This is a genomic window from Candidatus Hydrogenedentota bacterium, assembly GCA_019637335.1.
Classification (GTDB): Bacteria; Hydrogenedentota; Hydrogenedentia; order Hydrogenedentales; family JAEUWI01; genus JAEUWI01.
Genome location: JAHBVV010000005.1, coordinates 127,566 through 141,206, shown reverse-complemented (window position 1 = coordinate 141,206; position 13,641 = coordinate 127,566). Strand labels below are relative to the sequence as shown.

Sequence of the window (13,641 nt, the reverse complement as noted above, 5' to 3'; positions counted from 1 at the left end):
GGATATGCGGGCGCGCAGCGCGCCGACTTCTGTTCAGCATACAGGTTGCGGGCGCTTCTCCCTGCGAGATAAAATGCATTCAGAATGTATGTTTTACCGCCGGGATTGTCCGGCGGAGCAGCAGGGAGAAACGGCCATGGCCACCATGTTTTGCGACCAGTGTGAACAAACCTTTCGCGGTACCGGCTGCGTGGAGCGCGGCATTTGCGGAAAAGATCCCGATGTCGAGTCCGTGCAGAAGATCCTGCTCTACGGCCTGAAGGGGATGGCGGCGTACAAGCACCATGCCCGGCGCCTGGGCAAGACCGACCCCGAGGTGGAAGCCTTTATCGAAGAGGCGCTGTTCGCCACCATGACGAACGTGAACTTCGATCTCGGCGCGCTCGTGGAGATGGCGCTTGAGTGCGGCCGCATGAACCTGAAGACCATGCAGCTCTTGAACGATGGCCACGTGGAAAACTTCGGGACCCCCGAGCCCACCGAAGTAACCGAGGGCATTCAGGAAGGCCCGGGCATCCTCGTCACCGGCCATGACCTCATGGATCTCAAGGATCTTCTCGTCCAGGCGCAGGGCGCGGGCGTGAATGTCTACACGCACGGCGAGATGCTCCCCGGCCACAGCTACCCCGGCCTCAAGCGCTTCCCGCACCTGAAGGGCCACTTCGGTTCGGCCTGGCAGAAGCAGCGCGTCGAATTCGAGCGCTTCGGCGGGCCCATCCTCGGCACCACCAACTGCGTCCTCATCCCCTGGGATTCCAACACCTACCTCGACCGCTTCTATACCACCCGCACCACCGCCGTGCCCGGCGCTACGCGGATCACGGACAACAACTACGGCCCGATTATCGAGCGTGCGCTGGAAATCGGCCCCCTGAAGCCCACCGAGCTCAAAACCTCCACCATCGGCTTCCACTACACTCAGATTCTGAATCTCGCCGACACCCTGGTCAAGGCCTTCAAGGATGGCGACATCCGACACGTCTTCCTCATCGGCGGTTGTGACGGCGCGGAACCCGGACGAAACTACTACGCCGACTTCGCGCAGAACACGCCCATGGACTCCCTCGTGCTCACGCTCGGCTGCGGCAAGTACCGCATCCGCGACTACGACTACGGCACCGTGGCCGGCCTCCCGCGTTTCCTCGACATGGGCCAGTGCAACGACGCCTACGGCGCCATCCAGGTCGCCTTGGCCCTCGCGAAGGCCTTCGAGTGCGGTGTAAACGACCTGCCGCTCTCCCTCATGATCAGCTGGTTCGAGCAAAAGGCCGTCGCCGTGCTGCTGACGCTGCTCTACCTCGACGTCCACAACATCCACCTCGGCCCCAACCTGCCCGCCTTCGTCACGCCCAACGTGCTGGCGCTCCTGCAGAAGAAGTACGGCCTGAAACCCGTCGGAACCGACGCCAAAGCCGACGTCGAGGCGCTGCTCGCCGGCGTATAGGGCGCCCTCTCAAGCGAAACCACCGGCGCGATGGGTCCGATCTCTGATTGGGTCCTTCGCGCCGTTGTCGATCCGCCGGCGCAAGGCTTGCTGCCGGTCGCGCGGCCGTGGAAAAACCTGGACTTGCTGGAATAGACTGGGTGGACTACCGATCAAAGGGAAACACATCATGCCCATGAAGAATCCACCCCACCCGGGACGCCACGTGCGAATGAACTGCATCGAGCCGCTCGGCCTGTCGGTGACCGATGCCGCCAGGGCCCTTGGGGTAGCGCGGCAAACCCTGAACAACCTCCTGAATGAAAAGTCCGGCATCTCTCCGGAAATGTCGGTGCGCCTCGAGAAGATGGGATGGGGCGCCGCCGATGGATGGCTGCGGCTGCAGGTCAACTACGACTTGAATCTGGTTCGAAAGCGGGCCAACCAGATTGTGGTTCATCCCGTTGCGCTGCCGCCGGAGCTCTCCTGACCCAGTGCCCCCCTACATCCGTTCGGGCGCCTCAATCCCCAGAATCCCCAGCGCGTTCTTGAGCGTCTGCAAGGTCGCGCGGCAAAGCAGTAGACGCGCTGCGACGAGCGCCTCGCTTTCGGCTTTGAGCACGGGGCAGTCGTTGTAGAAGCTGGAGAAGAGCCGCGCGAGCTCCAGGGCGTAGTTCGCGATGGGCGCGCAGACCCGCTGGTTGAGCGCGGCGGCGACGACATTCGGGAACTCGTTGATCTTCGCCAATAGCGCCCACTCGGCGTCCGCCGCCAGGGGGAAATCCGTGGGCGGCGCATCGGGGAGCGCGCCTTCGTACTTCCGCATGATGGAGTTGATCCGCGCGCAGGAGTACTGGATGTAGGGGCCCGTGTCGCCCACGAACTTCATGTTCTCCTCCATATCGAAGATCACGTTCTTGTTCGGCGTCACGCGCAGGACGCTGAAGCGGATCGCGGCCACGGCCACCTGCTCGGCAATCGCGTGCTGCTCCTCTTTCGAGAGCTCCTGGCACTGTTCCGCCACGCGCTCGTGCGCAAGCCGCGACGCCTCGTCGAGGAATTCCGACAGCAGGACCACCTTGCCCTGGCGCGTCGACATTTTGCCGCTTTTCAGCAGGATGTAGGCGTAGTAGATGGGCTCCGGCGCGGAGTGGCCCGCCGCTTCGAGAATCAGCGCCAGCTGCTGCGCGTAGAGCTTGTGATCCTCGCCCAGGACCATCAGGTTGATATCCGCGCCGAGCGCTTCCTTGTCCAGCGTGTAGGCCAGATCGCGGAAGCCATACATCGAGCTGCCGTTGCCGCGCAACAGCACAAAAAAACGGCCCTCGTCCTGCGTATGCCCGATCTGCGCCAGATCCACCACCAGCCGGCCGTCCTCGTCCGTGAAGACCGCGTCCTTCTCCTTCAGCCGCGCCACAATCTCGTCCAGGCGCGGGTCCTTCACGTACTTCGACTCGTGATCGAAGACGTCGTAGGTCCCGCCGAGCCGTTGGAGCACGTCGAGCTGGCCCTTGAGGCACAGATCCGTCACCGCCGTGAATTTTTTCTGCGTCTCCGGGTCGCCCTGCTCCATTTTTGCGAGCAATTCGTAGCCCGCCTGCGCAAAGGCCTCGTCCTCCTTCGCCCGCTCGTTCGCCGCCACGTACGCATCGAGAATCTGGTCGAAGGTCAGGTCCTGGAGCTCCTCCGCGATGAGCACCAGCAGCCCGATCTGCCGCCCCATGTCGTTGACGTAATAGTGCACCTCCACGTCGTGGCCCTCGAAGCGGAAGAGCCGTGCGAGGCTGTCGCCGATCATCGCGTTCCGCGCGCGGCCCACGTGCGGGCTGGCGTTGGGGTTGATGCTTGTGTGCTCCAGCACCACCTTCCTGCCCGCGCCCAGGTTGTTCGAGCCGAAGCGGTCGCCCGCTTCCAGCACCCCGCTCACAATCGCCCGCCCGAACGCGCCCCGGTCCAGCCGCAGGTTGAGGTACGGCCCCATCGGCTTCGCCTCGGTCACTTCCGGACCAAACGCCACCTTCTGCGCGGCCTCCGCGGCAAGCTTCGGGGGCGCGGCCTTCAGCTTCCTGGCGGCCAGGAACATCGGAATCGCCACGTCGCCCATATCCAGCTTTGGCGGCGCGCCCACCGAAATGTCCTCGGCGCCCAGCTCGGGAAACGCGGCCAGAATGGGGGTGACAAGACGTTCAAACGGATTCACGGAGATACTCCTCACGGGCAATCGGGATGGATGTGTTGAGCCGCCTATAATAGCGCATTTCCCATGCGCACGGCCAGATCGCGGGCTGCGGCGGGGTCCCGGCGGCGCGGCGGACCGCGCGTTCGCCGGGGCCGTGGCGCGCGGGGCGCTTGCGCAAATTCGGGCGTTCTGCTCTAATAGGAGCGTGGATTCGGCTTCAACGCCCCGCGCCCGGGGCGATCGGGAGGACGAATGTTTCGGGGAATTCTCTTGTGCATGATCGGCGCCTGGTGCGCGCTGTTGTCGCCGCCCGCGCCGGCCCACCCCACGCTCTCGGATTGCGTTCAGCACGACATTCTCCTGGAGGCCGGCCCGGACTACATCGACCTGACCGTGCGCCTGACCTTTTTCGACCGACACGCGGCCGTGCAGGAGGCGTTTGCGGATGCGGATGGCGACGGCCACATCAGCCGCCCCGAGCGGTCCGCGTACGGCCGGGACGTGCTGGAGCAGGCGGCGCGGGAGCTGGCGCTTTCCGTGGATGGCGAACCAGTCGAGCTGGCGCCGCTGCACGATCCGTCCATAACCGCGCCTCCCCCGGGCGACGCGCCACACCGGCGCTTCGAGATTGAACTGGTGTTTTTCGCGCCTGTTCCGCCGGCCGGGAGGGCCGAGGCGCTTGTGCAGCTTCGGAACGGCCTCTTTCCCGACTTTGCCGCGATGACCGCGTTGCATGTCGCCGGGCGCGATGGCGTGCGGGTACGCGCGGCGGAAGTCGGCCAATCGATGTCGCGCGCGGCCGGCGCGAAGGAACCACTGCCATTGGAGGCGCTGCTGATCCGCGAATCGCCCGAACACGCGCCTTTGAATTCGACCAAGACCCCGTCCCAGGACCCATCTGAAGGGAGCCCGCCATGAATCCACCGCGCCCCATGATCTTCATCACCGCGAGCCTGCTTCTCCTGACGCTATTCACGCTTTCCGCGCGATCCCAGGAGCCGACGCCCTACCCCGGAGCGGCGGATCTGGCGGGGGCGCTCTTCCAACATCACGGAGGCCTGCTGGGACAGGAAGAGCACGCCCAACTGGACCTCATTAACCGCGAACTCCGGCAGTTTGGCCGCGCCGTGGATCAGGCCCAGACCGACGAGGCGCGCGCGGCCGCCCAAGCGGATCGATCGGAACGCGCGGCGGAACTGCTCTCAATGATCGGCCGTATCCCGTCGTTGCGTGATCTGTCGCTGCCCGCGCCGGCGGCGACGCTGCCGAAACCCGAGACGGTGACGCTCCCCGGCGATACGGGATCGTTGCTTTTCCGCATCAACAAGGATGCCGGGAATCCCGCGTGCATCGCGATCGAGTTGGACTTCGCCGACGGGCTCAGCACGGTACGCACGCCGGAGATCGATCCCGCCCGGACGAGTTACGTGCTGGTTTCCCTGCACAACGCGCCGGCGCGCACGACCTCGATCGTGGTGGAGCTCCGCACCGCCGGCGGCGCCGCGTTCAGCCTGCCCGTGGACCTGGCCACGCCGGCGCCGGGACGGCTGCAAATGACGGTGCTCTCCGACGACACCGGCGAACCGGCGCCCGCAATGGTTCGCCTGTACTGGCTGAACAACCGCAGCGACTACCGGCCCCGGAACGCGCTCGACTTCACGCCGCAGTTTGACTCGCAATCGGGCATGAGCACGGGCAAACGCACGGCGAACCTACACGGCGCGCTGCGGGGCAATTACTGGTGCGTGCCGGGCCCGGTGGACATGGTGCTGCCGCCCGGCGACTGGGAAGTGGTGGTGCGGCGCGGCACGGAGCACATTCCGGTGATCGATCGGTTCACGGTGCAGCCCGGCGGTGCGGTCGAGCGAAGCTACCGCCCGAAGCGGTGGGTGGACATGCGCGAAAGCGGGTGGTACAGCGGCGACGACCATGTTCATTTTCAACTGCTGAGCGATTTCGACGCACAGCAGCTTATGACCTGGCTGAAGGCCGAGGATGTGCACCTGGGCAACGCGCTGAAAATGGGCGATATGTACCGCACCTGGTTCGAGCAGCGCGGGTTCGGTCCGGACTTCCGCATCCAGGAGGACGACTATATCATCGTGCCGGGCCAGGAATGCCCGCGCACGCATAACGAACTGGGGCACACCATCTCGCTGAACATCACGGATATGGTGCGGGATACGGCGCGCTACTACCATTACGACGACATTTTCGAGCAGGTGTCGGCGCAGGGCGGGCTCTCGGGCTTCGCGCACGTGAATTCGGGGATATTTCACGTGCACCGGGGCATGACCCTGGTCGCGCCGAAAGGGCTGATCGATTTCGTGGAGCTGCTTCAGTTCGCCCAGTTGGGCACGGACCTCTATTACGACTTCCTGAACCTCGGCATCAAGGTGACGGCCTCGGCGGGATCGGATGTACCCTGGGGCGGCACCGTCGGGGAGGTCCGCGTCTACGCCTACACCGGCCCGGGGCAGTTCACGGCGGACACGTGGTTTGACGCGGTGGAGCGTGGCCGCACCTTCGTCACCAACGGCCCGATGATCGACCTGCGGGTGGACGATGCGCTTCCCGGAGACGAAATCGCGGCCACGCCGGGCAAAACGGTTCGGGTCCGGGCGCGCACCTGGGGGGCGGACGGCTTCACCACGCCGGTGAAGCTGGAAATCGTCCAGCATGGCGAGGTGGTTCATACGGTTGAGGCGGGTCCCGGCGGAAAACCGGTGCTGGAAGCCGAGATCGAGGTGGACCCGGCGGGCGGTTGCTGGATCGCCGCGCGGGCCGAGGCGACCGAAGGCTATCGCGCCCACACGACGCCCGTTTATGTGGTGCGGGAGGACCTCCGCTTCTGGAAGTACGATTCGGTGGACGCGCTGTTGGTCAAACGCGGCGCGAGCCTCGACGAAATCGACACGGTAATCGCGGACGCGCTTGCGCGCCAGGCGCAAGGCGCCATCGGCGCCGACAAGTGGATCGAGGAGCTCGCGCTTCAGGCGGAAGCGTTGAAGGAGCGCGTGCGGGAGGCGCGGGCTGCCTACGAGGCCCTGCGCGAGACCTTCGCCCGTGAAGCCGCGGCGCGCGGAACGCTGGAGAACGCGCGTCCCTGACGCCCCTCCCCCCCGCGCCGAATGAATTCGCCTATCAGGGTCCGCGCAGACGGCTGCCCGGTCATTGACTCCCGATGGAGGCGCGTGATAGAAGGGTCCGGGCGAGCGAATCGGGCCACATAACCGGAAGGATATCAGGCGCATGGCGGCGCGGCGAGTGGTACATTTTCTTCTTTGCTTTCCGTGCGCAGCGCTGCTGTGCCTGGAGTCCCAGCCGGCGGCCATGGAGATCGCGCTTTCGGACTTTGCGAGGCGCTACGCGCATACCTACGACTATGTGCTTCAGGAGACGGCCGGCCTGGCCCGCCGCGCCGAGCCGGTGGAGGTTACGCTCACCGTGGCGGGGGATCCGCCCGGCCGGTGGCGGGACTCGATTCGCGTGACGCGGGTGCTTGAGAACGGCAGGGGCGCGCTGGTTCCGCATCAGACGCTGGGGGAGGTGACGGCGGGCGGCGTGGCCGAGCCGGATGGGGATACCCCGCATCCGGCCGCGAGCATCAACGTGGTCTTTCTGGCGGACTGCCCGGCGGGGGAAACGGTGACCTACCGGCTGCACTGGGGGGTACCCGACGGGGGCGAGGCGCCTGCGGCAATTCCGGCGGCGGCAATCACGGACGGGCTCGACATCGCGGGCGAGGCGCCTGGGTTGACGGTGGCAAACGAATTCTACCGGATGGCGCTCGATCCCAGGTCCGGCGCGATTCAGCGTATCCTGCCCGCGAAGCAGGGCGAGGACATGGAATTGTTCTACCGCAACATCCCGATTCACTTCGGGGTGGACATCTGGAGCCCGCCCCAGCCGTGGGACCACGATTACGACTGGCCGGCGCCGCCCAACCACGCGCTGGAAGGCGGTCCGCTCGCGCTCCGCTACCGCCGCTGGGGGCCGCTGCACAATTACCGCGATGTGGAGGTTTCGATCACCTACACTTTTTACGCTCGCAATCCGCACGTGCACGTGTCGTCGACCATGCGCCTGACGCGGGCCCGGTCCGCGCACGCGATACGCATGGGCGAGATCGTGGTGAGCCATTCGCGCCGACCGCCGGGCAGCCCCGATGGCGGAGAGCCGGAGTCGCCGGAGCTGTTCACACACTACGCGTGGCGAGCCGGAGACACCGCGCCGGTGTCGCGCGAGATCAACGCCTTCCGAAGCGTCGCGGGCGAGGCGGCGGTGGCGGGTTTCACGCCTGGCGGGCTGGCCGTGCTGGATCGCGACGCGGTGTGGGTGGCGGGCTACAATGCGGCGCTGGGCTTCGGGCTGGCGACGGTGCGCCTGAACCAGTTCGCGGGCAATTACCTGGGCGGCGAGACGCCCCAATCCGCGCCGTGCACGTACCTCGGCCAGTATGGCTGGGGTTTTGTGTACTGGTCGCGGCCCATGGTGTATCCCCTGGGCGCGCTGAATTCCCCGCTTGACCTGAACACCGCGGTCGCCGCCGGCGCGATATTCGGCACGGAGGAAATGCTGGTGGTCTACGAACCCGACGCGGCGCACGAAAAACTGGACGCGGCCGCGCGGCGGATGCGGAACCCGCTGCGCCTGGATTTCCGAGGAACGGGTCCCTGGTGATGCGTCCGCCGTTTCCGAAACCACGAATGCAGGAGGCCAAATAGATGAATCGACGCCAATTCCTGGCCGCGGGCGCCGCTGCCCTGGGTGGACTCGCATGGGACCGCCGCGCCCTGGCGGCGCGCAAGCCGAACGTGCTGCTGATCCTTATCGATGACCTGGGTTGGAAGGACCTGGGCTGCTACGGCGGCGCGCTGTACGAGACGCCACACACCGACCAGCTGGCGCGGGAGGGGCTGCGCTTCACGCAGGCGTATGCAAACTGTCCCGTGTGCTCCCCGAGCCGCGCCGCGCTGATGACGGGGAAGAATCCCGCGCGGCTGGGCTTCACGGGTCACATTACGGCGATCGGCCGCCACCGCTGGCCGGAAAAGGGGCGCATCATCCCGCCGCAGGACCGCATGTATCTGCCGCACGAAGAAGTGACGATCGCGGAGGTGCTCAAGGCGAAGGGGTACGCCACGGCCAGCGTGGGGAAATGGCATTTGGGCCACGAAGGCTACTGGCCGGAGGACCAGGGCTTTGATGTGAACATCGGCGGCTGGACCCACGGGAGCCCGCCGACCTACTACTACCCGTACGAAAACCCGGAGAAGGATTGGAACGCGCGCATTCCCACGCTGAAACCGGGGCCGGAAGGCCAGTACCTCACCGATCGGCTGACCGACGAGGCTATCGCGTTCGTTCGGGAGCACCGCAAGCAGCCGTTCTTCCTGTACCTGACTTACTACGCGGTGCACACGCCGCTCGAGGCCCCGGGCGGCCTGGAGGAGAAATACCGCGCGAAATTCGCCGGGAAGGAAACGGGTATTCATCCCGCCTATGCCGCGATGGTCGAAAATATGGACCGGAACGTCGGTCGCGTGCTCGACACGTTGAAGGAACTGGACCTGGAAGAGGAGACATTTGTTGTTTTCACCTCCGATAACGGCGGCCTGGAAACCAGCGGAGTTCAGACCCCACTTCGCGAGGGCAAGGGCACGCTGTACGAAGGCGGGATCCGGGTGCCGCTGATCGTGCGCTGGCCGGGGCATGTTCCGGCGGGCGCGGTGACCGATCAGATCTCCATGGGCACGGACCTCCTGCCGACCATTGACGCGGTGACCGGTGCGGATGAACCGGCAGCGGAGACCATTGACGGGTATGACCTGAGCCCGCTCTGGCGGGGCGCCGCGGAGATCGATCGCAAGCCCCAGGTCTGGTATTACCCGCATTACCACGAACGCGCGAAACGCCCGGGCGTGGCGATCCGGAAGGGGCGCTACAAGTTGATCGAGACCTACGATCCGGTGGATGTGGAACTGTACGATCTGGAGGCGGACCTATCCGAGAGCGCCAATCTGGCGGAACAGATGCCCGAAAAGGTGTCGGAATTGCGCGCGGAACTCAATGCGTACCTGGAGGGGGTGTGCGAGGTGCGGCACACGCTGAATCCGGGTTTTGAGGGGTAAGGCCCTTTGGTTTGGGCCACGCATCCGATAGAACGGGAACGTTGCGTAGTACGGGGCGACCATTGACCGCAACGAAGACAAAGTGAACCACGAATGAACACGGGGCAGCCGCTGGCCGCAACCAAGGAATTGATCACCACGAAGGGCACGAAGGTCACGAAGAAAAAAAGAGAATAGCTTTAACCGCATAGAACGCAGAGAGCGCATAGGGTGATTTCTGTTACGCAGATGGATTGGGTCGATGATCGAGAGCGCATTCTTAACCACGAATGAACACCAATGCACACGAATGCATCGGGAGCAGCCGCTGGCGGTGATCAAGAATTGTGCCCACGGATTGCACTGATGACACGGATAGAAAACAGAAAATGATTTCGGTCGTTGGGGTTTGCAGGCGGCTGCGTGCTGTTTCCGATGTGACTTGTTTGGATTCTTGTAAGACTTTGGCGGAATGAAGTTGAAAAGTGGTTTAACCACGAATGGACACGAATAGACGCGAATAAGAAACCGAGATTCAGTTCATGAGGCCGGCCTTTACCCAGGCCCGCAGCCAGGCAACCAAGCAGCGAGAAACCTGATTGGCCGCGGAGAACATAGCTCAACCCTTTCGCCCCAACGAAGGGGTCTTCCCAAAGCTTCGCGCGGATCCGCACAGATAGATCAGAAATGCTCCACCTACCTAAACCAGAGGATCGCCTATTTCGAATACTAATCCGTCACCTGTGTGCCGGTACCGGCTGCCGGTCTCTACCTCCTATCTGTGGCGATCTGTGCAAATCTGTGGGAAAATTCTCCTCTTCATGGGCTCAAAGGATAAAAGGCGGACCTATTACCGTTCCATTTGAGTCTTCGAACCGGGTCAATAGTCTCTCTTATTCGTGTGAATTCGTGTTCATTCGTGGTTGAAAACCTTCTTTGCTTCAGCCGGCTAAAATGTTACCGGGCGCCTTACACCAGACTGCTGAAATGTTGTGTAATTCGCCGGTTCGCTTGCCGCCGTTTCTGCGCGCCGCCGCATCGGACGGTTGTCGTGCTGCCGATTTTCAATATGATGCCTCGGGCGGCTAAAGTGTTGCCCAACTCCGTTGCTTTTTCTGGAAAGAAGGTGGCATGACGATTTACCGCGATGAGGTGCTCTTGCGCCTTTGCTATGCCGGCATGATGTGCGTGGCGATTGGCACGAGCCTGATCCCCGTCTACCTGACGACGCTGAGCGAGGCGATGGGCGGGCTGGCGGAGGGCCAGATGGGCCTGATGGCCGGTCTGCTGTATGCCGGGTTCGTGAGCGGCATCCTCCTGAGCGGGCCGCTGGCGGACCGGCTGGGCGCGAAGCCGTTCTGCCTGGCGGGCGCGGGCTTCAGCGCGGCGGGGCTGATCCTACTGGCGGACGCGTTCAGTTTTCCGACGCTCCTCGCCGCGTGTTTCGTGACCGGGTTCGGGGCGGGTGTTATCGATATGGTAATGAGCCCGATCGTGTCGGCGCTGTCGGTCTCCCACCGCGCGGCGGCCCTGAACCGTCTCCACGCCTTCTACTGCGCCGGCGCGCTCACCACCCTGCTGATCGCCTCGCTGCTGATCCGGCTCGATGTCAACTGGCGCGTTGTGATGATCGGGTTTGCGGCGGCGCCCGCGCTGGTGCTTGCGGGCTTCGCGGTGGAGCCCGTGCCGCCCCTGGTGAGCGGAAGCAAAAAACGTCTGCGCCTGCGGCAGCTCGCGCGGATTCCGCTGTTCTACGCGGGCCTGATCGGGATCCTGCTGATAGGAGCGACAGAGGAAGGGATGGCGCAATGGCTGCCGGCCTATGCGGAGCGCGAGTTGGGTTTCAGCAAGGCGGCGGCGGGGCTGGGTCTGGGTGGATTTGCACTGGCGATGGGCAGCGGGCGGCTGCTGGCGAGCGGATACGGGCGCAACCTCCCGGGACGCCTGATGATGGTGGGCGGCGCGCTCTTGTGCAGCGCGGGTTTTGCTGCGGGCGCGGCCCTGGGGGCTTCCGCGCCGGGCGTGGCGCTGGGGGCGTGTGTCCTGGTGGGCCTGGGTTGCAGCGTGCTCTGGCCCACGGCCCTGGCGATGGCGGCGGAGGCCTTTCCGCAGGGCGGGGCCACGCTCTTCGCAGCGATGTCGGCGGCGGGTAACGCGGGGTGCCTGCTGGCCCCGTATATCTGCGGGCTCCTGGCGGAGCAGATCGGGCTGCGCGCGGCGCTCGGGCTGGGCGCGGCCTATCCGCTGCTCCTGGTCGTTTTCCTGATGTTCGGGGACCGGATGGGATTCGCGCGGCGATGACCGGGGCGCCGGAGATTACGATCGGCATCCCGTGCCGAAACGGCGGGGAAATCCTGCGGCGCGCGCTGGACCGTGTCTTCGCGCAGGAGACGCGACGGAACTTCGAAGTGGTCGCATATGATTCCGGCTCCACGGACGGCACGCTGGAGGCCCTGGCGGCCTATCCGGTCCGGGTCGTCCCTGTGGACCCCGCGGCATTCGACTGGGGCCGGCTGCGCGAGCGGATCTTTGCCGAAGCGCGCGGGGCGCTCGTGGTAAACCTTTCGCAGGACGCGGTTCCCGCGCGCCTGGACTGGCTGGAGCGGCTGGTGGCGCCCCTGTCGGACCCGGGGGTTGGAGTATCGTGCGGATCGTCCATTCCCGACCCGGATCGCGCCTTCCCGCAGTTTCCCTGGGAGAAGAACGGGTACTACTACTTCACGCGGGAGATTGCAAAGTTCACGGCGCGGTATGGGAAGGGGCTTTCCTTCGCGAACACGGCGGTGCGGCGGTCGGTCTGGGAACCGCTCCGCATCGATCCACAGGCGACGGGCGAAGATTTCGGCTTCCAGAAGAAGTTGCACGCGGCGGGCGTCACAATCGTGTTTCCAGACGACGCGCCGGTGCTGCACCACCACAATTACAGCCTGCGCGGCGTATTCCGGCGCTGCCGGAACGAGGGGCTCGCGCTGCGGGAGATGGGCTGCGCCTACACGGAGGCGGACTTGATTGCGGATCTGGCGAGCCCGGCGAAATACGCGCAGTGGCTGCGGGAATTGAAGCGCGGCAGCCTGCGGAACAGCGCGGCGTTGCTGTACCCGGTGTTGCGGCCGTTGGCGGTCTATACCGGCAGCCGGTTTGCGCGGAAAATGGTATGGTATTAGTATGCCCTACGATCCAATTCAACGCTTCTACGAGAGCAACCCGCGGATGATCAGCTCGCCGTTCGGCGGGATCGACGGCATCAACACGACGCTGCTCTCCACGGTGCTCGACGAGCTCGGCATCGACTTCTCGGGGAGGCGCGTGGTCGATGCCGGATGCGGGCGCGGCTACATCGCCGATCTGGTGGCGGCGCGCGGCGGGCATTACGCCGGGGTGGACTTTGTGATCAGCCGGAAGGGCTTTCCGCTGATCCGCGCGGATGTGGCGCGGATGCCCTTTGCCAGCGGGAGCGCGGACGTGCTGCTGTGCGTGGACTCGTCGGAGCACTTCCCGGATCCGGCGGCGGCGGCGCTGGAGTTCTATCGCGTGCTGCGGCCGGGGGGCGTCTTCTTTCTGAGCGCGCCGAACTACGGCAACGTGGCGGGGCTGGTGAAGTGGGCCTGCGAGGGCGTCGGCCTGTACAAGAAGCATACCTGGGCCCCGTTCGGCCGGTGGCAGCCGCAGGAACTGGAGCAACCGCTGACGCCCGGCTTTGTAAGGCAGATCTACGGTGAAGCGGGCTTTCAGGTGACGCGTGCAATTGGCCATGCGCCCGAAGTGGGGCTGGGGCTGTTCCCGTGGGTGGATCACCCGCGCATGCCGGAATCCATACAGTTCCGGCTGCAACGGCTCTTCTCGGCGGTCGGACCGCGGGTGGTGGACTGGGCGCCGTCCGCGAGCCTGCATTTGTTCTGGCGGATGGACAAGCCGGGTGGCTGAGG

Annotated in this window: 10 protein-coding genes; 9 read left to right on the top strand and 1 reads right to left on the bottom strand. The window is 65.0% G+C overall.

All coding sequences use genetic code 11. The annotated features are described in order from the left end of the window. The first annotated feature begins 145 nt into the window (after positions 1–145). Positions 146–1,444, top strand: a complete 1,299-nt coding sequence (gene hcp, locus KF886_08500; GenBank protein MBX3177385.1) for a hydroxylamine reductase — start codon at positions 146–148, stop codon at positions 1,442–1,444. 169 nt (positions 1,445–1,613) lie between these two features. After that, positions 1,614–1,913 carry a HigA family addiction module antidote protein gene (locus tag KF886_08495; GenBank protein MBX3177384.1) on the top strand — a complete coding sequence of 100 codons (300 nt, stop codon included), beginning with the start codon at positions 1,614–1,616 and terminating at the stop codon, positions 1,911–1,913. Positions 1,914–1,925: 12 nt separating this feature from the next. Here KF886_08495 and argS read toward each other — a convergent pair whose 3' ends face one another. Beyond that, a complete protein-coding gene (gene argS / locus KF886_08490) occupies positions 1,926–3,623 on the bottom strand; it encodes an arginine--tRNA ligase (protein MBX3177383.1) in 1,698 nt (565 codons plus the stop codon). A 231-nt stretch (positions 3,624–3,854) separates the two neighbouring features. Between argS and KF886_08485 the strand changes: the two genes are divergently transcribed. From KF886_08485 to KF886_08455, 7 genes are all read left to right on the top strand, one after another. Further along, positions 3,855–4,520, top strand: coding sequence for a hypothetical protein (locus tag KF886_08485; GenBank protein ID MBX3177382.1), 666 nt, complete (start codon positions 3,855–3,857; stop codon positions 4,518–4,520). After that, positions 4,517–6,712: a CehA/McbA family metallohydrolase gene (locus KF886_08480; GenBank protein ID MBX3177381.1), complete on the top strand. Its 2,196-nt coding sequence runs from the start codon at positions 4,517–4,519 to the stop codon at positions 6,710–6,712. The genes KF886_08485 and KF886_08480 overlap by 4 nt, the downstream gene beginning before the upstream one ends. A gap of 142 nt (positions 6,713–6,854) precedes the next feature. Next, complete coding sequence (locus KF886_08475) at positions 6,855–8,285, top strand: hypothetical protein (GenBank protein MBX3177380.1); 1,431 nt, start codon at positions 6,855–6,857, stop codon at positions 8,283–8,285. 44 nt (positions 8,286–8,329) lie between these two features. Continuing rightward, positions 8,330–9,736, top strand: coding sequence for a sulfatase (locus tag KF886_08470; GenBank protein ID MBX3177379.1), 1,407 nt, complete (start codon positions 8,330–8,332; stop codon positions 9,734–9,736). A gap of 1,110 nt (positions 9,737–10,846) precedes the next feature. Continuing rightward, positions 10,847–12,016: an MFS transporter gene (locus KF886_08465; GenBank protein ID MBX3177378.1), complete on the top strand. Its 1,170-nt coding sequence runs from the start codon at positions 10,847–10,849 to the stop codon at positions 12,014–12,016. Further along, positions 12,013–12,879 carry a glycosyltransferase family 2 protein gene (locus KF886_08460; protein ID MBX3177377.1) on the top strand — a complete coding sequence of 289 codons (867 nt, stop codon included), beginning with the start codon at positions 12,013–12,015 and terminating at the stop codon, positions 12,877–12,879. The genes KF886_08465 and KF886_08460 overlap by 4 nt, the downstream gene beginning before the upstream one ends. A gap of 1 nt (position 12,880) precedes the next feature. Continuing rightward, entirely contained in the window at positions 12,881–13,639 is a 759-nt protein-coding gene (locus KF886_08455) for a class I SAM-dependent methyltransferase (GenBank protein MBX3177376.1), read from the top strand. Positions 13,640–13,641 lie beyond the last annotated feature (2 nt).

Excerpts from the sequence above, each read along its gene's own strand:
- KF886_08470 (MBX3177379.1), top strand. The coding sequence starts at position 8,330 with ATGAATCGACGCCAATTCCTGGCCGCGGGCGCCGCTGCCCTGGGTGGA.
- KF886_08465 (MBX3177378.1), top strand. The coding sequence starts at position 10,847 with ATGACGATTTACCGCGATGAGGTGCTCTTGCGCCTTTGCTATGCCGGC.
- KF886_08480 (MBX3177381.1), top strand. The coding sequence starts at position 4,517 with ATGAATCCACCGCGCCCCATGATCTTCATCACCGCGAGCCTGCTTCTC.
- KF886_08460 (MBX3177377.1), top strand. The coding sequence starts at position 12,013 with ATGACCGGGGCGCCGGAGATTACGATCGGCATCCCGTGCCGAAACGGC.
- KF886_08485 (MBX3177382.1), top strand. The coding sequence starts at position 3,855 with ATGTTTCGGGGAATTCTCTTGTGCATGATCGGCGCCTGGTGCGCGCTG.
- KF886_08475 (MBX3177380.1), top strand. The coding sequence starts at position 6,855 with ATGGCGGCGCGGCGAGTGGTACATTTTCTTCTTTGCTTTCCGTGCGCA.
- KF886_08455 (MBX3177376.1), top strand. The coding sequence starts at position 12,881 with ATGCCCTACGATCCAATTCAACGCTTCTACGAGAGCAACCCGCGGATG.
- hcp (MBX3177385.1), top strand. The coding sequence starts at position 146 with ATGTTTTGCGACCAGTGTGAACAAACCTTTCGCGGTACCGGCTGCGTG.
- KF886_08495 (MBX3177384.1), top strand. The coding sequence starts at position 1,614 with ATGCCCATGAAGAATCCACCCCACCCGGGACGCCACGTGCGAATGAAC.